This window comes from Methylobacterium sp. WL1 (genome assembly GCF_008000895.1).
GTDB lineage: Bacteria > Pseudomonadota > Alphaproteobacteria > Rhizobiales > Beijerinckiaceae > Methylobacterium.
Genome location: NZ_CP042823.1, coordinates 5,856,086 through 5,875,450 on the forward strand (window position 1 = coordinate 5,856,086; position 19,365 = coordinate 5,875,450).

General features: G+C 70.0%; 20 protein-coding genes and 1 pseudogene. 17 read left to right on the forward strand and 4 right to left on the reverse strand.

Going from position 1 to position 19,365, the window contains the following annotated elements:
* The first annotated feature begins 23 nt into the window (after positions 1–23).
* The 4 genes from FVA80_RS28495 to FVA80_RS28510 all read left to right on the forward strand — a co-directional run bounded on the left by FVA80_RS28495 (position 24) and on the right by FVA80_RS28510 (position 3,668).
* Positions 24–1,013: an SPFH domain-containing protein gene (locus tag FVA80_RS28495; protein WP_147909720.1), complete on the forward strand. Its 990-nt coding sequence runs from the start codon at positions 24–26 to the stop codon at positions 1,011–1,013.
* Positions 1,010–1,456 carry an NfeD family protein gene (locus tag FVA80_RS28500; RefSeq protein WP_147909721.1) on the forward strand — a complete coding sequence of 149 codons (447 nt, stop codon included), beginning with the start codon at positions 1,010–1,012 and terminating at the stop codon, positions 1,454–1,456. The genes FVA80_RS28495 and FVA80_RS28500 overlap by 4 nt, the downstream gene beginning before the upstream one ends.
* Positions 1,457–1,921: 465 nt before the next feature.
* Positions 1,922–2,785 (forward strand): flagellar motor stator protein MotA, encoded by an 864-nt coding sequence (motA, locus tag FVA80_RS28505; RefSeq protein ID WP_147909722.1) that lies wholly within the window; start codon positions 1,922–1,924, stop codon positions 2,783–2,785.
* Positions 2,786–2,807: 22 nt separating this feature from the next.
* A complete protein-coding gene (locus FVA80_RS28510) occupies positions 2,808–3,668 on the forward strand; it encodes a flagellar motor protein MotB (RefSeq protein WP_147909723.1) in 861 nt (286 codons plus the stop codon).
* A 121-nt stretch (positions 3,669–3,789) separates the two neighbouring features.
* On the opposite strand, the gene FVA80_RS28515 is transcribed toward FVA80_RS28510, so the two are convergent.
* Positions 3,790–6,666, reverse strand: a complete 2,877-nt coding sequence (locus tag FVA80_RS28515) for a phosphoenolpyruvate carboxylase (RefSeq protein ID WP_147909724.1) — start codon at positions 6,664–6,666, stop codon at positions 3,790–3,792.
* Positions 6,667–6,812: 146 nt separating this feature from the next.
* On the opposite strand from FVA80_RS28515, the gene FVA80_RS28520 reads away from it, so the two are divergent.
* The 3 genes from FVA80_RS28520 to FVA80_RS28530 all read left to right on the forward strand — a co-directional run bounded on the left by FVA80_RS28520 (position 6,813) and on the right by FVA80_RS28530 (position 8,287).
* Complete coding sequence (locus FVA80_RS28520; protein ID WP_147909725.1) at positions 6,813–7,139, forward strand: four-helix bundle copper-binding protein; 327 nt, start codon at positions 6,813–6,815, stop codon at positions 7,137–7,139.
* Between the two features lie 119 nt (positions 7,140–7,258).
* Complete coding sequence (locus FVA80_RS28525; protein WP_147909726.1) at positions 7,259–7,591, forward strand: hypothetical protein; 333 nt, start codon at positions 7,259–7,261, stop codon at positions 7,589–7,591.
* Positions 7,592–7,654: 63 nt separating this feature from the next.
* Positions 7,655–8,287: a hypothetical protein gene (locus FVA80_RS28530; RefSeq protein WP_246692185.1), complete on the forward strand. Its 633-nt coding sequence runs from the start codon at positions 7,655–7,657 to the stop codon at positions 8,285–8,287.
* Positions 8,288–8,291: 4 nt separating this feature from the next.
* Here FVA80_RS28530 and FVA80_RS28535 read toward each other — a convergent pair.
* Positions 8,292–8,650: pseudogene (locus FVA80_RS28535) on the reverse strand (helix-hairpin-helix domain-containing protein).
* Between the two features lie 226 nt (positions 8,651–8,876).
* Between FVA80_RS28535 and rpmF the strand changes: the two are divergent.
* A complete protein-coding gene (gene rpmF / locus FVA80_RS28540; protein WP_147910024.1) occupies positions 8,877–9,065 on the forward strand; it encodes a 50S ribosomal protein L32 in 189 nt (62 codons plus the stop codon).
* 673 nt (positions 9,066–9,738) lie between these two features.
* On the opposite strand, the gene phaR is transcribed toward rpmF, so the two are convergent.
* Positions 9,739–10,362, reverse strand: a complete 624-nt coding sequence (gene phaR, locus FVA80_RS28550; RefSeq protein WP_147910026.1) for a polyhydroxyalkanoate synthesis repressor PhaR — start codon at positions 10,360–10,362, stop codon at positions 9,739–9,741.
* A gap of 329 nt (positions 10,363–10,691) precedes the next feature.
* Between phaR and FVA80_RS28555 the strand changes: the two genes are divergently transcribed.
* The 4 genes from FVA80_RS28555 (at position 10,692) to FVA80_RS28570 (ending at position 14,059) form a co-directional block, all read left to right on the forward strand.
* Positions 10,692–11,876 (forward strand): acetyl-CoA C-acetyltransferase, encoded by a 1,185-nt coding sequence (locus FVA80_RS28555; RefSeq protein ID WP_147854948.1) that lies wholly within the window; start codon positions 10,692–10,694, stop codon positions 11,874–11,876.
* A 116-nt stretch (positions 11,877–11,992) separates the two neighbouring features.
* Positions 11,993–12,721 (forward strand): acetoacetyl-CoA reductase, encoded by a 729-nt coding sequence (gene phbB / locus FVA80_RS28560; RefSeq protein WP_147910027.1) that lies wholly within the window; start codon positions 11,993–11,995, stop codon positions 12,719–12,721.
* 591 nt (positions 12,722–13,312) lie between these two features.
* Positions 13,313–13,762, forward strand: coding sequence for a hypothetical protein (locus FVA80_RS28565; RefSeq protein ID WP_147910028.1), 450 nt, complete (start codon positions 13,313–13,315; stop codon positions 13,760–13,762).
* Positions 13,763–13,783: 21 nt separating this feature from the next.
* A complete protein-coding gene (locus tag FVA80_RS28570) occupies positions 13,784–14,059 on the forward strand; it encodes a hypothetical protein (RefSeq protein ID WP_246692186.1) in 276 nt (91 codons plus the stop codon).
* 306 nt (positions 14,060–14,365) lie between these two features.
* Here the strand turns inward: FVA80_RS28570 and FVA80_RS28575 are convergent, their stop codons facing one another.
* Positions 14,366–15,592 (reverse strand): glycerophosphodiester phosphodiesterase family protein, encoded by a 1,227-nt coding sequence (locus FVA80_RS28575; RefSeq protein ID WP_147910029.1) that lies wholly within the window; start codon positions 15,590–15,592, stop codon positions 14,366–14,368.
* Between the two features lie 98 nt (positions 15,593–15,690).
* Here FVA80_RS28575 and FVA80_RS28580 point away from each other — a divergent pair, with 98 nt between their 5' ends.
* From FVA80_RS28580 to FVA80_RS28600, 5 genes are all read left to right on the forward strand, one after another.
* The gene (locus FVA80_RS28580) at positions 15,691–16,605 is read left to right on the forward strand and encodes an EamA family transporter (protein ID WP_187193535.1); all 915 of its coding nucleotides are present in this window, start codon (positions 15,691–15,693) and stop codon (positions 16,603–16,605) included.
* A 126-nt stretch (positions 16,606–16,731) separates the two neighbouring features.
* The gene (locus tag FVA80_RS28585) at positions 16,732–17,055 is read left to right on the forward strand and encodes an XdhC family protein (protein ID WP_147910030.1); all 324 of its coding nucleotides are present in this window, start codon (positions 16,732–16,734) and stop codon (positions 17,053–17,055) included.
* On the forward strand, positions 17,055–17,756 hold the full coding sequence (locus FVA80_RS28590) for an XdhC family protein (RefSeq protein ID WP_147910031.1): 702 nt from the start codon (positions 17,055–17,057) through the stop codon (positions 17,754–17,756). The genes FVA80_RS28585 and FVA80_RS28590 overlap by 1 nt, the downstream gene beginning before the upstream one ends.
* On the forward strand, positions 17,753–18,778 hold the full coding sequence (locus FVA80_RS28595; protein ID WP_147957911.1) for a molybdopterin-binding protein: 1,026 nt from the start codon (positions 17,753–17,755) through the stop codon (positions 18,776–18,778). The genes FVA80_RS28590 and FVA80_RS28595 overlap by 4 nt, the downstream gene beginning before the upstream one ends.
* A complete protein-coding gene (locus FVA80_RS28600) occupies positions 18,765–19,364 on the forward strand; it encodes a nucleotidyltransferase family protein (RefSeq protein ID WP_147910032.1) in 600 nt (199 codons plus the stop codon). Before FVA80_RS28595 ends, FVA80_RS28600 begins: the two co-directional genes overlap by 14 nt.
* Position 19,365: the final 1 nt, after the last annotated feature.

Genomic DNA, 19,365 nt, shown 5'->3' on the forward strand with positions numbered 1-19,365 from the left:
AAGGGGACGGGGGCCTGGCGGCGATGGATCTCACGATCGGTCTGAGCACGTTCGCGCTCGGCGCGGCGGCGCTGGCGGTGGTCACGCTGGCGGCCGGCGTGAAGATGATCCCGCAGGGCCACGTCTTCACGGTCGAGCGGTTCGGCCGCTACAGCCGCACCCTCGAATCGGGCCTCGGCCTGATCATCCCGTTCGTCGAGCGCGTCGGCCGGCGGGTGAACGTGATGGAGCAGGTGGTCGACGTCCCGAGCCAGCAGGCCTTCACCCGCGACAATGCCGGCGTCACGATCGACGCGGTGGTGTTCTACCAGGTGCTCGACGCGGCCCGGGCCTCCTACGAGGTCTCGAACCTCGACCTCGCCATGACCACCCTGACCATGACCAACATCCGCACCGTGGTCGGCTCGATGGATCTCGACCAGTTGCTCGCCCACCGGGACGAGATCAACGAGCGCCTGCTGCGGGTGCTGGACGCGGCGGCCGCGCCCTGGGGCGTCAAGATCAACCGCATCGAGATCAAGGACATCGTGCCGCCGGCCGACCTCGCCGGCGCCATGGCCCGGCAGATGAAAGCCGAGCGCGAGAAGCGCGCCTCGATCCTGGAGGCGGAGGGGCAGCGCGCCGCCGAGATCCTGCGGGCCGAGGGGCGCAAGCAATCGGCGATCCTGGAGGCGGAGGGCCGCCGCGAGGCCGCGTTCCGCGACGCCGAGGCGCGCGAGCGCTCCGCCGAGGCCGAGGCGGCGGCGACCGGGATGCTCAGCCGGGCGATCGCCGAGGGCGACATCGCGGCGGCGAACTTTCTGGTGGCGGAGAAATACGTGGACGCGGTGCGGGCGCTGGCCACCGCGCCGAACCAGCGCGTGGTCGTGGTGCCGATCGAGGCGGCGGCGCTCGCGGGCACGCTGGGCGGCATCGGCGAGCTCACCCGCGCGGTCTTCGGCGAGGCTGCTGCCCCGCCCCGGCGCGCCGGCTCGCCGCCCAACGTGTCGGCCCCGCGGGCCGGAACCCCATGACCGACGGCTTCGGGATCCTGGCAGCCCTCGGGCCGGCCTGGAGCTGGGTGATCGGCGGCCTCGTCCTGGCGGGCGCCGAGATCGTGGCGCCGGGGGTATTCCTGATCTGGTTCGGCCTCGCAGCCGTGGCGACCGGCCTCGCCACGGCGCTGATCCCGATGCCTTGGCAGGGCCAGACCCTGCTGTTCGCGGCCACGGCCGTCCTCCTGGTCGGCCTCGCCACGCGCCTGCACCGCCGCACGGGCCCCGGCGACGCCCTCAACCGCGCCGACCGCGGCCTGATCGGCCGCGAGGGCGTGCTCGCCGAGCCGATCCTCCAGGGCGCCGGCCGCATCCGCTTCGACGACACGCTGTGGCGGATCGAGGGACCGGATCTACCGGCGGGCGCACGGGTACGGGTGGCCGGGCTGACCGGGACGGTGCTGCGGGTCGAGGCGGCTTGAGGGACGGATAGGACGGTACCCCGCGTTTGCGGGTGGCGGAAGCGAACGCCGTCCCGCGCTCCGGGCGCATCGCATCGCATCGCTATCGCGGCCGCCCGACGCATGGCGCAGGTCTCGGGAGAGCACCCGGACGATTGGTGCGGCCAGGACGTTCCGGCTCCGGACGGCGCCGCGCACGTCCCGCCTCGGCTTGCGGGCACGCGTTGCGGAGCGTGGGCCGGCTCCAGGGACGGAGCGGCAGGGTCGGCCGCCATGCCTGACCACGCGTGAAAGCCGACGTGATCGCGCTGCGACACGGCCGCGCCGGTCAGATCAGGTCAAACCCGCTCCACCGAACGCGCACACCAAACATCCGCCAGTCCTTCGGTCGCGGCTCTAAACGCGCTGTTAACCTTAATCAGTGATTGGCCAATGATTAATGGCGTCGCGTGGCTTGTACCTGTCGCCACGCAAGGATGGCAAACTATGCGGCTGATCGTCGGCACATTGATCGTCTTTGCCTGCGTCTTCGGCAGCTACGCGGCGATGGGTGGCCACCTGCTCGTCCTGTGGCAGCCGTTCGAATTCGTCATCATTCTCGGTGCCGCGATCGGCGCCTTCGTCATCGGCAATACCGGGCCGGTGCTCAAGGCCGTGCCCGCCATGCTGGGTACGCTCGTGAAGGGGCCGAAATACACGCAGAAGAGCTATGTTGAGCTGCTGGGGATGCAGTACTCGTTGTTCAAGCTTGCGAAGTCGAAGGGCGCGATGGCGCTCGAGCCGCACATCGAGGATCCGGGCGAGTCGACGCTGTTCAACGCCTTCCCGACCTTTGCCGCGAACCATCACGCTGTCGAGTTCGTCTGCGACTACATGCGGATGGTGACGCTGGGCGCCAACAACGTCTACGAGATCGACGCGCTGATGGATGAGGAACTGCAGACGCACCACCAGGAGCAGGAGCGTGTCGTCTCGGCCATGCAGGCGCTCGCCGACGGGACCCCGGCGCTCGGCATCGTCGCCGCCGTGCTGGGCGTCATCAAGACGATGGGGGCGATCAAGGAGCCGCCGGAGGTGCTGGGCCATCTGATCGGCGGGGCGCTGGTCGGCACCTTCTTCGGCGTCTTCGTCGCCTATGGCTTCTTCGGGCCCATGGCGCAGTCGCTCAAGAGCCTCTTCGAGGCGGAGTCCAAATACTACCTGTCCCTCAAGGCGGGTCTGCTCGCCCATATCGGCGGCCAGCCCCCGGTGATGGCGGTGGAATTCGCCCGCAAGTCTCTGATGAGCGACGTCCGCCCGACCTTCAACGAAGTGGAAGCGGCAACCGCCGCTCTGCCCGCTCAGATCTGACCCAACCGCCAGCAGGGACCCGATGACCACGATCATCATCAAGAAGGTCAAGAAGGCCGGTCATGCGCACCATGGCGGGGCCTGGAAGATCGCCTATGCGGACTTCGTGACCGCCATGATGGCGTTCTTCCTGCTGATGTGGCTGATCAGCATGACGACCCAGGAGCAGAAGAACGGGTTGGCGGAATACTTCGCGCCTTCGGCGTCGAGCCCCGCGACCAGTGGCGCGGGCGGAATGCTGTACGGCACCGCCCTCGACACGTCCGGCAACAAGGCGTCCACGCCCCGCGACGCAGCGAGGGGCTCCGTCGAGCGGGAGGATACGACGCGCGCGACCACTCCGGGCCGCGCCAGCGATCTCGATGCCAGCCGCCAGGCCGCCAGCGTGCAGGCCGATTACAGCGCCATCGCCAGCCTCCGGCAGGCGCTCCAGACGTTGCCCGACATCGCCGAGCTGTCGAAGAATATCGTGATCGAGCCGACCAAGGAGGGCGTGAACGTGTCCCTCGTGGACCAGGACGGCCGCTCCATGTTCCGCGAGGGCTCCGTCGAGCCCCACGAGCGCACCCGTCGCGTCCTGGAGACGCTCGCGCCCGCCCTGCGTCAGCTGCCCAACCGCCTGTCCGTCACCGGCCACACGTCCGCCACGCGCCCGGGCTCGGCGCGGGTCATCGAGCCCTGGAATCTCACCGCCGGGCGTGCGCTCGCCGTGCGCGAGATCCTGGCGGGGTCCGGGGTTCCCAACGACAACTTCACCTCCGTGGTGGGACGCGCCGACACCGAGCCGGTTTACCCCGACAATCCCTACCTCGCGCCGAACCGGCGGGTGACGATCACCCTGCTCCACGCGAACCCGCCGGTGCCCGCGAACCTGTTCCGCTGACGACGCGGCGCCTCGCCGCCCGGGGCCGTTCCGGATCGCGGTGCGATCGGGGACGGCTCCCAATGCTTGATGCGATGCGCGCGCTTCCGCCGAACAGGCATGAAGTTCGGCGGCGAGCGCTCTACCCGAACGCCCCGACCTCGTGCTGGATCATCCCCGAAATCTCCCGCACCTGGTCGAACAGGCGGCGGATCGGCTGGAACAGGTTGGCGTGCTCGGCCTCGTAGGTGCCGACATCCCGGGGGCCGGCGGGCTCGCCGAAGTTGAGGCCGAGCGTCGGGTCCGGGGTGATCGGGAAGATCGCGTCGAGCAGCGTCAGGCAACCGTCGATGTCGAGGCGCAGGACGCGTTCCAGCAGTTGCTCGCGGGAGATGCCGGCCTGCGGGCGGAAGCCCGGGATGTGCACCGCCAGGAACCAGATCCGGTGGATCAGCGCCAGCCGCAGGGCGTGCAGCAGGGTCAGGCGGGCCGACATGCCGGGCAGGTCCGGGGCGGCGGTGGTGAGCGCCAGCCAGTCGCGGGTCAGGCGGCCGAACAGGCCGCGCAGGGACGATGCGAGGTCAAGGCGCTCCAGGGCGCCGGCGATCACCACCAGCTCCTCCCGGCGGAAATCCTTCTGGGTGCGCCGGGCCCGCTCCAGCCAGACCGCCGGGTCGAGGGTGTCGATATAGGCGCGCAGCACGTCGAGGTCGCCCAAGGCGGCGGCGTGCTGGACCAGCCGGAATGCCCGCGAGAAGCGCACCGAATCCCGCCGCATGTCGCGGAACAGGTCGGGGCCGCGCTGGGCGGCCCGGCCGATCCCGTGGAGGGAATTGGCCAGAAAACCGAGCTGGTGCAGGATCGCGTTGTTGGGGATCGCCCGCATCTGGGTCGGATGGGTGATGCGCGCGGGCCCGCCGTTGTCGGTCTGGCGTGCCACCGGGCGCGAGCCCGTGCGGTCGATCAGGCTCGGGCCGAAGGTGCCGAGCAGGGCGGCGTAGCCCGGATCGTCGACCAGGGCCTCCATGTCCTGCCGGGCGGCGGTGAAGAATTCCAGCGCGAAGTCCGGCTCCGAGTAGATCGGGTCGTCCTTGGCGTCGCCCCCCACCGCGGTGTCGTTCAGCGCGTAATCCGAGAAGCTGTCGTCCTCGGCGATGTCGAGGGCGTAGACGTGCTCGGCGATGCGGGCGACGCTCGCCTGGGCCAGCGCCTCGGTGCCGTAGAGCAGGTAGCCGTCGGTGCCCTGGAAGCTCGATTCGAGCCGCACCTTGAGGCCGGCCTTGCGGGCGCGGTCGCGGGCGTCCTCGGGGGCGAGATAGGCCAGGCGGTCGCGCAGGGAGGTCGGGTGGGCGCCCCGGCCGATCGATTCGCCGTGGGTGTCGAAGATCGTGAGTTCGACATCGGCCAGCCCGTTCTGGACCAGCATCTCGGTGATGCGCAGGCGCAGCCGCTCGATCCAGAAGGTGGCGGCGAGCTGACCGACATAGCGGCCGGAATCCGAGTAGCCGAACTGCACCGTCAGCCGGCCGATCCGCTTGAGGTACTGCCGCCAGTGCGGGTTGCGCAGGGCGTCGTCGAGCACCCGGATGCCCTGCTCCAGGGCGCTCGCGGTCTCGAACAGGGGCGTGATCTCGAGCTTGTCGGCAATGCCGTAATGGCGGGCCAGCCACAGGGCGGCCAGCAGGGTGTAGCCGGTCTCGGTCTCGGCGATCAGGAAGCGCACCGGGTGGGTGCCGTCCACGTGCTTGAGGATCTGGGCGATGGTCATCATCAACCGGGCGGCCGAGGCCCGCTCGGCGGCCAGCGCGCCAAAATCCACCGCCACCGGGCGGACGTCGTTGAGCAGGCTGTGGATGGTCGCCAGATGCGAGCGGCGCTGGGCGGAATCGGTCGGCTCGCCCTCCAGGTCGATCACCCGGCGCACGGCGTTGTGGATCTGGCTGGCGTTCAGCCGGAAATGCGGCAGGGCGTTCGACAGGCCGTGGGTGGCCACGCCCGAGCGCAGGATCGCGATCGCCCGCTTGTCGGCGGCGTCGGCGCCCTCGAGTGCGGCGGTGAGCCCGGCGACCAGGGCGCCGGCATCGGTCTGGGCGCGCTCGCGCTCGATGATCAGCGCGAGGGCGAACCGGTGCACCGCTTCGAGCGACGGCTTGTCGCCGAGCCGGGGGGCGACCGCGAGCTGGCGGTTGACCGCGGCGAGCGCCTCCGCGGCCAACGCCCGGACCTCCCGGCAGGCGGCGGTGTCGGGCAGGTCGCGCATCACCCGGTCGAACTGCATGCGCTTGGAGATCAGCCGGTAGCGCAGGGTGTCCCACCAGCCGATGTCGGTGCGCCCGTCGGTGTCGCAGCCGACCCAGCTGGCGATGGCGAAGGGGCGGGGGGTCAGATCGGTCCAGCTTTCGGGCCAGCGGGTGCGGGCGGCGTCCAGCAGGGCACCGTTGAACGCGTCCAGGGCGAGCCGTCCGTTGTTGGCCGCCGCGCAGGCCTGTTCGAACTCGACGTCGAGGGTGATCGGCGCGTCCGGCCGGGTGGAGAGCGCGGCGGCGCGGGCGATCAGGTCGGCGCGGGCGGCCGCGTCGGGCAGGCTGGCGGCCTGTGCCAGCAGCGTCGCCACGGCGCGCGGCATGCCGAAGGTCGGATGCGCCGTGAACACCACCGCGAAGGCGATGCGGTGGATGAAGGCCGCGAAGGTCGAGACGCCGTCCGGTCCGCCGGGGGCGGCGGCGACCAGACGCGCGGGGATCGCGGCATCCGCGTCGGCCGGCCCGGCCTCGAGCCCGACATAGCCCCGCAGCCGCTCCGCCCGGGCCGCCAGGGCCGGGGCGCGCAGCCGCTCGAACAGGCCGTCGAGGTCGTCGGCCGCGATCTCGTTGCGGTCGAACCGGCGGGTGATCGCGAGCGTCACGGCCAGGACGGGGTTGCGGAACGGGTCCTCCCGGGCCTGCTCCCGGGCGTTCTCGATCAGGCCCAGGAGATGCCTCTCCAGCTCCTCCGGCTCGCGACTCGACTCGTGCTGCATGGATCGGTCCCGACTCCGGCTCGCTCGCGTCTACCCGGCCCAGCGCCACACGCAAGGAGCGTTCCGTCAGGCCGTCCGCCCCGGCGTGTGGGCGAACCGCCGCGGACCGGGCGCATTAGCCCCGGGGGGCAGCGTGAGGAACCGGCATGGCCCACACCGCGAACGCCGACCTGCAGACCTGCATCGAGGCTTGCCTGCGATGCTATCAGACCTGCCTCGGCATGATGACGAACCCGTGCGTCGAGGCCGGCGGCCCCCATGTCGAGCCGGAGCATGTCCGGCTGATGCTCTCCTGCGCCGAGACCTGCCGGGCCTGCGCGCACCTCATGGTGATCGGCAGCGCGGTGCACCGCCACCAGTGCCGGGCCTGCGCCGAGATCTGCGCGGCCTCCTGCGAGGCGGTGGGCGACATGGACGATTGCGTGCGGGCGTGCCGGACCTGCGCGGAGACCTGCCGGCGCATGGCCGCCTGAGGGTCCTCCGGCGGGGCGGGAACGCCCCGTCGCGCCCTGGTCCGATCCCGCATGCGGTCGTTGTTCCGCCGAGTACGGGGTGACGACGGGCCTTCGGGCGGGTTAGAGGTTCCCGCCTGATGGAGCGCCTGCTGATCATCCTGGCTATAGTGGCCTTCGTCGTCGCGGGACTTGCGGTCGCCGCCATGACGGCCCGGGGCCGGCGCGAACCCCTGCGCATGGGCTCCGAACTCGACGTCGAGGACGAGGAGCTGGTGATCGGCTCGGTCGGCCCGCGCATCAGCCCGATCGACCGCGCGGCGCAGGATCTCGACCCGCGCGTTCCGGACTCCCACCTGCTCGACCCACGCGTACTCGATTTGGAAGCGATCGAATTGCAACCGATCAGAGCCCTCGATAGGACCGGCCGGATCGAGCCGCCGCGGCGCGATCAGCCGGAGGCGGACCGATGAGGCTGTATCCTGGGGCGGCCGGTCTGCTGCTCGCCTTCCTGCCGGCCGGACTGTCGGCGCCCCATGCCGCGCCGGGCCCGACGCCGCCGCAGGCGACGACCCCGCCCAGGCGACGACCCCGCCCAGGCTCCGGCACCCGCCCAGGCTCCGGCACCCGCGCCGAAGCCGCCCGTTCCGACCGAGCCGGCGCCGGCAACCGATCCCACCGCCGCCGCCCCGCCGGTCGAGCAGCCCTGCGGGGCCCGAGCGGCGCGCTACGAGGGCGGCAAGGGGTTCAAGATGGTCGTGACCCGGGCGGGACAGGTGCGGACCACGAACCCGCTCCGGCCGCTGACCCCGGAGGTGAACGAGGTCCTGCAGGTCGTGATCGCCGGTAAGGTCGCCACCGCGTACGGGCCCGATTTCGCCACGCTGCGGCGCGGCACGGCGCCGGCCACCATCGAGGCGATGCTCGGCGGGCCGATCCGCTGGCAGCCGTCCCTGCCGATCCTGGCGGACCCGATCACCATCGTGGCCGAGGAGGGCTCGACCCTGGCGCAGCTCGCGTTCCGTGCCTGCGAGGATCCCCCCGCCGTCAAGGCCGCGCCGAAGCCCCAGGCCAGGAAGAAGGCCCCCGTCCGGCGCGCGGCGCCGAAGGAGGCCACCCAGAAGGCGCCCCCGGGCTTCTCCATGCCCCAGGGCGCGATCGCCGAGTGAGCGATTACTTCTGCTTGGCGATGACCTTGTCCTTGATCCCGTCGTAGACGCTCTGCGGGATGATCTTCTTGGAGACGAGGTCGTCCTTGCCGCGATAGGGCCGGCCCTTGATGATCGCGGCGGAGCGGGCGGCGCCGATGCCCGGGAGGGCGTCGAGGTCGGCGGCGCTGGCGCTGTTGAGGTCGAGCAGCGCGCCCTTGGCGGCGTTCGGCGGCCCGGCGACCGGCGCGCTCGGCGCGGTCGGCCTGGCGGGGCGGTCGGCGTCGCGGGGCTCGATGTCTGCGGAGCCTGCGCGAGGGCTGGCGCCGCCATCAGGCTCGAGAGCAGGGCGAGGACGGCAAACGTCGTTTTGGAGGAAGCCATGGCGGATCTCCCGAGGGGTACGACCCGCAGCGCGGCGCCGTCCGCCAGATTTGGGCCCGGCGACTTGAACCCGGGCTTAACGGTTGTGTCGCCGCACCCCTAGCCACGGGCCGGCGCCGACGCTATAAGCGCGCCCTCATCCGTATCCCGCGGTGTGCGAGGCGATCCTCGATCGAGGAGCCGCTCGCGCGCCGCTTTGCCCGCGGCATCACGAAGGACTTCTGCCATGGCCGTTCCGAAGCGAAAGACCTCCCCCTCCCGTCGCGGCATGCGCCGCTCGGCCGACGCCCTCAAGGCGCCGACCTACGTCGAGGACAAGGACTCGGGCGAGCTGCGCCGTCCGCACCACATCGACCTGAAGACCGGCATGTACCGCGGCCGCCAGGTGCTGAAGGTGAAGTCCGTCGAGGCGTAAGCGTCTCGACCGGTCCGATCCTTCATCGGTCCGACCAACAGCCTCGTCTCCGGGATGCGCTCGCGAAGCGGGCGCCTCACCGTACGGGGCGGGGGCTGTAATGGGCGTCAGGCTCACCGCCCGCGCCCGGTCCCTGCGCGCTCAGGGAAGCGACCTCGGCCAGCGGGTGTCCTTCGAACGTGGCGCAGCGTCGGGTCGCCTCGCTGCGCTCGCGATGACGGCGCGGGCGAGAACAGAAACTTACGCGAGCCGCCGAGCGGTCTCTGCGTAACGGGCCGCGGCCGCCTTCGTGCGTTCCAGCCGCGACGGCCGGAGGGTCGGGTCGCTGGCGATCAGTAGCTGAGCCACGAATCCCGAACAGGCACTGCCGCTACCGAATCGGTCCGGCATCAGGATCGTGGCGCGCGCCTCGCGCCGTCCCCCATCGACCACCACCAGTGCCCGAGCCGGCGAGACGGCGTCCGTCGTCGCCCCGGCCGCAGCACCCGCGGATTGCGCGGGCCTGCTCGTCCAGTTTGCACCGGCCCGGCCTACTGTCCCGATCCGCGCCATCGCAACATCCCCTGCACGTCACCGTGCGCATGTTGCAAACGTGGGGCCGGCGTTAATGGTCCGTCAACTTGTCAAAAACGCTTAGGACCGGCCGGAGTGATTGGTTTTGGCACGGCCAAGATCACTTCTTGGCCAGGTCCTCGAGGCGCTGCTGCATCTCCAGCATCTGCCGCTTGAGGTCGTCGAGCTCGCCGCCGGCATAGGCCCCCTGGGCCCCCTGGGCCCCCTGGGCACCTTGCGCGGCCCCCTGCGGCGCCTGGGGCTGAGCCCCGCCGGGGGGCGGCGTGAAACCGGTGAACATCTTCATGGCGTCGCCGAAGAAGTTCATGTTGGTGCGCACCGACTGCTCGATCGCGTTCTGGAACGCGGCCGGGCCGAAGCTGTGGGCGAATTTCTCGCGCAGGCCGTCCTGGTCCTTGGCGAAGTTCGCCATCGAGAATTCCAGGAAGCTCGGCACCATCGTGCGCATGCTGTCGCCGTAGAAGCGGATCAGCTGGCGCAGGAACGCCACCGGCAGCAGGTTCTCGGCGCCGGCCTTGTTCTCCTGCTCGAAGATGATCTGCGTCAGCACCGACCGGGTGATGTCGTCGCCCGCGCGCGCATCGTAGACGACGAAGTCCTCGCCGTTCTGGACCATCGTGGAGAGGTCCTCCAGCGTCACGTAGGTCGAGGTGCCGGTGTGATACAGGCGCCGGTTCGCGTATTTCTTGATGACGGTCTGGGTGGCCTTGACGGTATCCGCCATCGGGAACGGCCTTTCTGAACTCAGGACTCAGGGCGTCGCAGGCACGCGCGACGCGTCCCGGCGGGGATCGTCTTCGCGCCCGCAGCACGGACCTTAAAGCCTTCCACAGGCGCAGAAAACAGCAAACTGCACCTCTTCAACGCAGAATAATGCCGGGTGCGGGCCTTCGCACAGGCCATTTCAGTCTCGCAGGCGCGTCATCGGGGCGTTTTGACCCTCGAAGCTCGATCCTTGACTTCGCCGACCTCAAGCCCTTCATCGCGGGACCGGCTTTTAGAGCGCGCCCGAACTGAGGAAGGCGCGCCGGCTTGTAAGAGGAGAACGTTCACATGGCAGGCAGCGAAGAGATCGTCATCGTCGGGGCCGCGCGCACCGCGGTCGGCTCGTTCGGCGGCGCCTTCGGGGCCGTCCCGGCCCACGAGCTCGGCGCAACCGCGATCAAGGCCGCCCTGGAGCGCGCCAAGGTCTCCCCCGACGACGTGGACGAGGTGATCTTCGGCCAGGTGCTCACGGCCGGCGCCGGCCAGAACCCCGCACGGCAGGCCGCGATCAAGGCCGGGATCCCCGAGAAGGCCACCGCCTGGGGCCTCAACCAGGTCTGCGGCTCGGGCCTGCGCACTGTCGCCATCGGCATGCAGCAGATCGCCAACGGCGACGCCACCGTGATCGTGGCCGGTGGCCAGGAATCGATGTCGCTCTCGCCCCACGCCCAGTACCTGCGCGGCGGCCAGAAGATGGGCGACCTCAAGCTCATCGACACGATGATCAAGGACGGGCTCTGGGACGCCTTCAACGGCTACCACATGGGCCAGACCGCCGAGAACGTCGCCCAGGCGTTCCAGCTCACCCGCGAGCAGCAGGACCAGTTCGCGACCCGCTCGCAGAACAAGGCCGAGGCCGCCCGCAAGGAGGGCCGGTTCAAGGACGAGATCGTCCCGGTGACGATCCCCGGCAAGAAGGGCGACACGATCGTCGACACCGACGAGTACATCCGTGACGGCGCCACCGTGGAAGCGATGGCCAAGCTCAAGCCCGCCTTCGCCAAGGAGGGCACGGTGACGGCCGCCAACGCGTCCGGCTTGAACGACGGCGCCGCCGCGCTGGTGCTGATGTCGGCCTCCGAGGCGGAGCGGCGCGGGCTGACGCCGCTCGCCAAGATCAAGTCCTGGGCGACCGCGGGCGTCGATCCCAAGGTGATGGGCACCGGCCCGATCCCGGCCTCCCGCAAGGCCCTGGAGAAGGCCGGCTGGAAGCCCTCCGACCTCGACCTGATCGAGGCCAACGAGGCCTTCGCGGCTCAGGCGCTCGCGGTGAACAAGGACATGGGCTGGGACGATTCGAAGGTGAACGTCAACGGCGGCGCCATCGCCATCGGTCACCCGATCGGCGCCTCCGGTGCCCGCGTCCTCGTCACCCTGCTGCACGAGATGAAGCGGCGCGACGCCAAGAAGGGCCTCGCCACCCTGTGCATCGGCGGCGGCATGGGCGTCGCCATGTGCCTCGAGCGGCCGTGACCGGCTCGTTACGACCGGCTGTCCACCAATATAGACTTGAGTCCTAACTCAGAAAAAATCGCGTGCGGACGCCATCCGCACGCGGCATCACGTGATGCGAACAGGAGGAAACAACAATGTCTCAAGGACGCGTCGCGCTCGTGACGGGCGGTACCCGCGGTATCGGTGCCGCGATCTCGAAGGGCCTGCAGGCCAAGGGCTACAAGGTCGCCGCCAATTACGCCGGCAACGATGAGGCGGCCCAGGCCTTCAAGGCCGAGACCGGCATCCCGGTCTTCAAGTTCGACGTCGGCGACTACGAGAGCTGCCAGGCCGGCATCGCGGCGGTCGAGGCCGAGCTCGGCCCGGTCGAGGTTCTGGTCAACAATGCCGGCATCACCCGCGACGGCGCTTTCCACAAGATGGATTTCGCCAAGTGGCAGGCGGTCATCAAGACCAACCTGGACTCGGTGTTCACCTGCACCCGGCCGGTGATCGAGGGCATGCGCAGCCGCGGCTTCGGCCGGATCATCATCATCTCGTCGATCAACGGCCAGAAGGGCCAGGCCGGCCAGACCAACTACTCGGCCGCCAAGGCCGGCGTGATCGGCTTCGCCAAGGCGCTCGCCCAGGAAAGCGCCTCCAAGGGCATCACCGTCAACGTGATCGCGCCGGGCTACATCGCCACCGACATGGTGATGGCGGTGCCGGAGGAGATCCGCAACAAGATCATCGCGACGATCCCGACCGGCCGCCTCGGCAAGTCGGAAGAGATCGCCCATGCGGTGGAATACCTGGCGAGCGACGAGGCCGGCTTCATCAACGGCTCGACGCTCACCGTGAACGGCGGCCAGCACTTCGTCTGATTTTTTTCGGTACGACGGGCGTGTCCGGCTCTGCCGGGCCGCCACATCGATCTCCGACGCCGCGCCGCCCTGCCGGGCCGCGCGGCGTTTCTTTGTGTTCGTGCTTCCGGTCAGATCTCATCTTCGATCGGCGACACACGGCCGGCAGGATAAGCCGCCTTGTCATTCCGGGGCGCCGCAGGCGAGCCCGGAACCCAGAGCCGCCGCCGGTGCAAGGTCATCATGGACCTGAGTTTCTGGATTCCGGGCTCCGCTTCACGGTCCCGGAATGACCGGGTGGCTGCTCGTAAGACGCTCGGACTTCAGAGCGATCACAGCTCGTATTTTCCGCACAAACACCGGTTTGGACTGATCCTCGCAGGATCTTTGTCAAAATCGCGCCGGTGGGCGGAACGAAATCCACGCGATCCTCACGGATTTCTTTTCACACCGTAGATCCCATCAGACCGCGCGTGGATCTGTGCATTGCGGGGTCGGACGCGCGGAATCGCACAGGTGCTCCGGAACACGAACAATTCGAGCTGTCCCGGATAGGTCTCGTTTCGGCCCGGCGTGGTTGTTCGCGCCAGCAAGAACGAAGGCCCCGATACGATGAACACCCCATTCACCAAGCGCGATGCCGGTGAAACTCTTGCCGCCGACCGGACGGTCGATGCACGCGGCGTCGCGATGCTGGCCAAGCTCGGTCTCGCCGCGGCCTGCGCCCTCGGCCTCGCCGCCTGCGTCACCCCGCAGGAACGGCACGCGATGGATCAGGGCCAGTGCTACGACTTCGGCTTCGAGCCCGGCACCGATGCGTTTGCCCAGTGCACGATGGACCTGCACCAGCAGCGTGCGCTGACCCAAGCCAACCGGGACCTGTACTGGCAGTCCCAGTTCGCCGCGCAGACCCGCCGCCGGGAGGCGCAGCAGGATCTCTACAAGCAGATCAGCCTGCAGCGCAGCGGCGACCCCCGCTTTCCCGTCTGCGGCGCCGCCTCGGACGGCGGCATGGACCGCCGGACCATGACCTGGTTCGGCCCGAACTGCCGCGCCCGCTGATCCCGATCCGGAGAGACTCCCATGTCCGATGTCACCACCTTGCCCGATGTCACCACCCTGCCCGACGTCACCACCCGCGGCCCGCAGAAGCCGGGCCGGATCATCTTCATTGCCACCGCCCTGGTCGGCACCGCGACCGGATTCATCACCGGCGACATCGTGCTGTTCATCCTGGCTCTTTTCGGCTGCGCGTCCGTGCTCAGCGTGAGCTACGCGCTGGTCGCCCGCCGCCTCGGTTGGCAGCCGGTGAAGTTCGGCGAGCTGTTCGACATGGTTTTGCTGCTGGCACACCCCTGACCGGCTTCCCTTCGCGGGCTACGCGAAGGGAAACCGGAACGGCCGGCTCACTTCTCCGAAGTCTGGCCGGTCACGCCCCCCTTAGCTTCGCTGAATCGACGCTCCCGAGACCGCCATGACGCTCGCCCTGATCCTCGCCAGCCTCCTCCTGGTCAACGTTCTGATGGCCGGCCTGTTCTCCCTGGTCGCCCTCTGGGCCGATTGAGCGGCGGTGCTCGCCGCCGAAGCGGATACCGGTCCGGCGTCAGCAAGCGCGTCGAATCAAGGGCTTAGCCCCGTTCCCGACGGACCCGCGCTCCGGACCAGTCAAGGCGCGCCGACGCAATTGGCGTAGAACGTCGTGGTCGCCGGCCAGTCCGAGAACACCCCGAGCACGCCAACCTGCCCGTGCAGCACGTCCAGCAACCGCAGGATGTCGCCATCGCCGGTCACCACCGGTTTTACCGACTGGTAGTAGTAGCCGCCGCCCTCCTTGAGCGGGCCCGACCGCTCCAGCGACCAGGCGATCAGGCCGAGACCGGCCTTCTTGGCCTCCCTCGCATAGGTCGAGGGCTCGATGGCGCCCTCAGGCCCGGGACGCACCAGCATCCACAGGGGCGGCGCCAGGATTTTCACGCCCTTGGCGGAGAGTTCGGTCATGCCGGGCTTCCAGGTCTCCGGCTTCTCCGGGTCGAAGCCCTTGGTGGTCTCGTCCCGGTCGTCGAGGAAGATCGCCTGGCGGCCGAAATCCGGATCCTTTTCCAGCCAATACAGGATGTCCCGCAGCTGGAAGCTCTGCGGATAGACGTCGGAGGCCGGTATTCCGGCTTGCTTGTACTCGTCGATCAGCTGCTGGGCGTATTGGTCCTGGGTGTAGTTGCCCTCGAACGGCATCGCGACCTGGGGCGCCTTCAGCTCCGGCGTGAACTTGCGCCCCATCCCCTTCACCAGGGCGATGTACTCCTTGTGGGACATCAGCGTGCCGGTGGTGGCGTAGAGGTCGGTGCGCCAGCGCGGCGTGGCATTCATGTAGCCGGCCAGCGTTGTCGCCTCCGGGTCGGCCGCGTCCATCTTGCCGTTGAGCGACTTGAACTCGTCGAGGGTCAGGTCGCTGGTGCAGCACTTGGCCGAAGCCTTGCGGCCCGTGGCCGGGTCGGCCGGTTCGAAACCCTTCGTGCACTTCGCCGCAAGGTTCGGCCGGGCCAGGATGTCCGTGGTCGTGTGCAGGTCGCACTGGCTGTGCCGACAGACCAGCTGGCGGTCCTTGGTGAAGGCGACGTCGCACTCGATGATCCCGGCCCCCATCCGGTAGGCCGCGAGCAGCCCCTCGCGGGTATGCTCCGGAAACATCAGGGGCGCCCCCCGATGCGAGATCGAGAAGGTTCGCGGCGTGTAGGGCCGGTCGACGCCGCAACCGGCCAGGTGATCCTTGAGCGGCCCGGGCTTCAGTTGGTCGACGAGGTAGAATGGACGCGGCCCGAGCTGCACCCCCTCGCCGGCGTATGCCGACCCACCCGCCAGCAGCAGCCCGAGGACGGCTAGGATCGTGCGCATCGACAGTTCTCCCGGTTCCTGCTGCCCGTAAGACCGGACGGTGACAGAGCCGTGACCCCGTCTCGCCGACTCACGATTTCGCATGGTAGCTGCGATCCATGAGCCGAACAGCGTCATCCGCGACCCGCGACATATCGCGCTCCACCGCCACCCTCGCGGGCTTCGGGGCGATCCTGCTGTGGTCGCTGCTCGCCTTGTTTACCGCGGCCTCCGGGAGGGTGCCGCCGTTCCAGCTCGCCGCCATGACCTTCTGGATCGGCGGCCTGTGCGGCTGCGCCGCCTGGATCCGTCGTCCCGCCAGGGCCCGCGCTCTGCTCCAGCCCTGGCCGGTCTGGCTGCTCGGAGTCGGGGGGCTGTTCGGCTATCACGCCCTCTATTTCAGCGCCCTGCGCTTGGCGCCGCCGGCCGAGGCCGGGCTCATCAACTACCTCTGGCCGCTGCTGATTGTCCTGTTCTCCGCCCGGCTGCCGGGCTCGGGCGGCTTGCGCGCCGGACATCTCGCCGGGGCGGTGCTCGGTCTGGCCGGCGTCGCCGCCCTGTTCCTCGGACGGGGCAACCTCGATTTCGCCGCGGGCGCGCTGCCCGGCTACGCCGCCTCCCTCGCGGCGGCCTTCGTGTGGGCCGGCTACTCGGTGCTGTCGGCCCGGGTCGGCCAGGTGCCGACCGACGCGGTCGCGGGCTTCTGCCTCGTCACGGCGGCGCTGAGCCTGGCCTGTCATCTCGCCTTCGAGACCACGGTCTGGCCGGCGGACGCGACGCAATGGGGGGCGGTGCTGCTTCTCGGGATCGGGCCGGTGGGGGCCGCCTTCTATCTCTGGGACATCGGCTGCAAGCGGGGCGACGTCCGCCTGCTCGGCGTTACGGCCTACGCGGCGCCGGTGCTGTCGACACTGATCCTCGTGGCGACCGGTTACGCCAGCCCGGGCCCGGCCCTGGCGCTGGCCTGCCTGCTGATCGTAGCCGGCGCGCTGACGGCGGTGCGGGCATCCCGGGCTGCCCCGAGGGCGGTCTGATCTCCACGCTTGGTGGCCGCTGATGGAGCCGTCACGATCGTGGGCGGCGCGGCGCCTTGCACGGCGCCGCCCGGGCCATACCTGTTGGTGGCGGGGGGCACCCGCCGGCCGAAGGTCTCGAGGGCCATGCTTAGCACCGATACAGACATCCTCGCCGCCGCCTCATCCTGGCGGCGGGACGGGCGCGCCGTGGCACTCGCCACCGTGATCGAGACCTGGGGCTCGGCGCCGCGACCCGTCGGGAGCCACCTCGTGGTCGATGGAGACGGCAGTTTCCTTGGCTCCGTCTCGGGCGGCTGCGTCGAGGGATCTGTAATTACCGAGGCGATCGAGGTGATCGAGGCCGGAACGCCGCGCATCCTCGAATTCGGTGTCGCTGACGAGACCGCATGGCGGGCCGGGCTGTCCTGCGGTGGCCGGATCCGGGTGTTCGTCGAGCGGGTCGACTGATGCGCACCGAGATTCTAGACAGCCTCAACGCCGAGCGCGCCGCGCGCCGGGCCGCGATCCTGGTCACCGATCTGGTCGACGGGACGCAGCGCCTCGTTCGCGAGGACGAAATAGCCGCTGATCCGTCGGCGGAGGGTCTGCGCCGGCATATGGCCTCGGGCAAGAGCGGCTTGGTCGAAATCGACGGCCGGCAGGTTTTCTTGACCGTGCAGGTGCCTCCGGTTCGTCTCGTGGTGATCGGCGCCGTCCACATCTCGCAAGCGATGGCGCCCATGGCGGCCGGCCTCGACCTCGCCCTCACCGTGATCGACCCGCGTACCGCCTTCGCGAGCGCGGAGCGCTTTCCGGGTGTCGACCTCGTGGCCGAGTGGCCCGATGCCGCCCTTGGGGGCCGCGTGGCACCCCTCGATCGCTACTGCGCGCTCGCGGCGCTGACCCACGATCCCAAGATCGACGATCCGGCTCTGAAGGCGGCCCTGTCCGCCGGGTGCTTCTATGTCGGGGCGCTGGGCTCACGTAAGACTCATGCAGCCCGCGCCGCACGGCTCGCGGAGGCCGGTTTCTCATCCGAGCAGATCGGCCAGATTCGGGCGCCGATCGGGCTTGCCATTGGGGCGGTGAGCCCGGCTGAGATTGCGCTGGCGGTGCTGGCCGAGGTCGTCGCGACGCTCCGCCAGGTCCCGCGTCTGGAGGCCGCGTGAGGTTCGGCCCCGTGCCGGTCACCGAGGCTGCCGGCTTGATCAGCGCCCATACCGTGCGGCGCGACGGCGTCACCCTGCGCAAGGGCGCGGTGATCCCCGAGGAGGCGGCTGCCAGCTTGGCCCGGGCGGGCCTCTCGGAGATCGTCGCTGCCGCCCTCGAACCCGATGACGTCGGCGAGGACGCGGCCGCAGCCCGGCTCGCCGCGCATCTGCGCGGGCCGAACCTGCGCGCGGAGGCCCCCTTCACCGGCCGTTGCAACCTGTTCGCCGAAACCGCTGGGGTCCTGACCCTGGCGCCCGCCTGGATCGACGCGGTCAACGCCGTCGACGAGGCGGTGACGGTGGCGACCTTGCCGCCGTTCAAGCCGGTGGTCGAGGGCGAGATGGTCGCCACCGTGAAGATCATTCCGTACGCCGTGCCGGGTGCGGTCCTCGCGCGGGCCTGCGCGGCCGAGACCGGCGGAGCGCTGGCGGTGGCACCCTACCGCCGCCGGCGTGTGGGCGTGGTCTCGACCCGCCTGCCGAGCCTCAAGGAGGCCACCATCGATCGGACGCTCCGCGTCCTGGCCGAGCGCCTCGCACCGGCCGGCGCCGCGATCGTCTTCGAGAATCGCGTGGCGCACACGGCCGGGGCCGTGGCGGGGGCGCTGATCGAGGCGATCGACGGCGCGGGCGCGGATCTAGTGGTCGTGTTCGGAGCCTCGGCCATCGCCGACCGGCGCGACGTGATCCCGGCCGGTATCGCGGCGGCGGGGGGGGGGGTGGAGCATCTGGGCATGCCGGTCGATCCTGGGAACCTGCTCCTGGTCGGCAGCCGGGCCGGCGTGCCGGTAGTCGGGGCGCCGGGCTGTGCCCGCTCGCCCAAGGAGAACGGCTTCGACTGGATTTTGCACCGGCTACTGGCGGACCTGCCCGTGACGCGGGCCGACATCGTCGCCCTGGGGGTGGGCGGCCTGCTGATGGAGATCGTCTCGCGGCCGCAGCCTCGGGCCGGCGGCGAGGCGGCGAATGCCGATGTCTGAGATCGGCACCGTCCTGCTGGCGGCGGGCCTTGGAACCCGGTTCGGCCCGGAGCCCAAGATGTTGGCGCTGCTCGACGGCCGCCCGCTGGTCCGCCACGCGGCCGAGGCCGCCCTGGCGGCCGGTCCGCGCCCGGTGGTGGTGGTACTCGGCGCCCATGCCGACGCCGTGCGGAGGGCGCTCTCCGGGCTCGATGTGGTGCTGGTCGAGAACCCGGATTTCCGCGCCGGGCTGGCGACGTCGCTGCGTGCGGGCGTGGCGGCGCTCCCGCGCAACTGCGAAGCAGCCGTCATCGTGCTCGGCGATATGCCGCGGATCTTCGCGGATCACATCGACCGATTGGCCGCAGCCTTCGAAGAGTCTTCGCGTTCTGTGGCGGCCGTCGTCCCTGTTCTGGACAGCCTTCGCGGAAACCCGGTGCTGCTCAATCTGCGCCGCCTCGCCCCCGACATCGGCCAGCTCACCGGCGACCGTGGCGCCGGACCGCTGCTCCGGGACCGATCCGATGTCCTGGAGATCCCGGGCGATGCGGCGATCGCCCTCGATATCGACACGCCGGCCGCGTTGAGGGCCGCCGAGGACGCCTGAC

What these genes read in the sequence shown, in the direction of transcription:
- FVA80_RS28495 (WP_147909720.1), top strand. Translation starts at nt 24, where the DNA reads ATGGATCTCACGATCGGTCTGAGCACGTTCGCGCTCGGCGCGGCGGCG.
- phaR (WP_147910026.1), bottom strand. Translation starts at nt 10,362, where the DNA reads ATGGCGGATACCGTCAAGGCCACCCAGACCGTCATCAAGAAATACGCG.
- FVA80_RS28590 (WP_147910031.1), top strand. Translation starts at nt 17,055, where the DNA reads ATGCGCACCGAGATTCTAGACAGCCTCAACGCCGAGCGCGCCGCGCGC.
- FVA80_RS28600 (WP_147910032.1), top strand. Translation starts at nt 18,765, where the DNA reads ATGCCGATGTCTGAGATCGGCACCGTCCTGCTGGCGGCGGGCCTTGGA.
- FVA80_RS28500 (WP_147909721.1), top strand. Translation starts at nt 1,010, where the DNA reads ATGACCGACGGCTTCGGGATCCTGGCAGCCCTCGGGCCGGCCTGGAGC.
- FVA80_RS28515 (WP_147909724.1), bottom strand. Translation starts at nt 6,666, where the DNA reads ATGCAGCACGAGTCGAGTCGCGAGCCGGAGGAGCTGGAGAGGCATCTC.
- rpmF (WP_147910024.1), top strand. Translation starts at nt 8,877, where the DNA reads ATGGCCGTTCCGAAGCGAAAGACCTCCCCCTCCCGTCGCGGCATGCGC.
- FVA80_RS28525 (WP_147909726.1), top strand. Translation starts at nt 7,259, where the DNA reads ATGGAGCGCCTGCTGATCATCCTGGCTATAGTGGCCTTCGTCGTCGCG.
- FVA80_RS28530 (WP_246692185.1), top strand. Translation starts at nt 7,655, where the DNA reads ATGCCGCGCCGGGCCCGACGCCGCCGCAGGCGACGACCCCGCCCAGGC.
- phbB (WP_147910027.1), top strand. Translation starts at nt 11,993, where the DNA reads ATGTCTCAAGGACGCGTCGCGCTCGTGACGGGCGGTACCCGCGGTATC.
- motA (WP_147909722.1), top strand. Translation starts at nt 1,922, where the DNA reads ATGCGGCTGATCGTCGGCACATTGATCGTCTTTGCCTGCGTCTTCGGC.
- FVA80_RS28565 (WP_147910028.1), top strand. Translation starts at nt 13,313, where the DNA reads ATGAACACCCCATTCACCAAGCGCGATGCCGGTGAAACTCTTGCCGCC.
- FVA80_RS28520 (WP_147909725.1), top strand. Translation starts at nt 6,813, where the DNA reads ATGGCCCACACCGCGAACGCCGACCTGCAGACCTGCATCGAGGCTTGC.
- FVA80_RS28580 (WP_187193535.1), top strand. Translation starts at nt 15,691, where the DNA reads ATGAGCCGAACAGCGTCATCCGCGACCCGCGACATATCGCGCTCCACC.
- FVA80_RS28575 (WP_147910029.1), bottom strand. Translation starts at nt 15,592, where the DNA reads ATGCGCACGATCCTAGCCGTCCTCGGGCTGCTGCTGGCGGGTGGGTCG.
- FVA80_RS28570 (WP_246692186.1), top strand. Translation starts at nt 13,784, where the DNA reads ATGTCCGATGTCACCACCTTGCCCGATGTCACCACCCTGCCCGACGTC.
- FVA80_RS28555 (WP_147854948.1), top strand. Translation starts at nt 10,692, where the DNA reads ATGGCAGGCAGCGAAGAGATCGTCATCGTCGGGGCCGCGCGCACCGCG.
- FVA80_RS28585 (WP_147910030.1), top strand. Translation starts at nt 16,732, where the DNA reads ATGCTTAGCACCGATACAGACATCCTCGCCGCCGCCTCATCCTGGCGG.
- FVA80_RS28510 (WP_147909723.1), top strand. Translation starts at nt 2,808, where the DNA reads ATGACCACGATCATCATCAAGAAGGTCAAGAAGGCCGGTCATGCGCAC.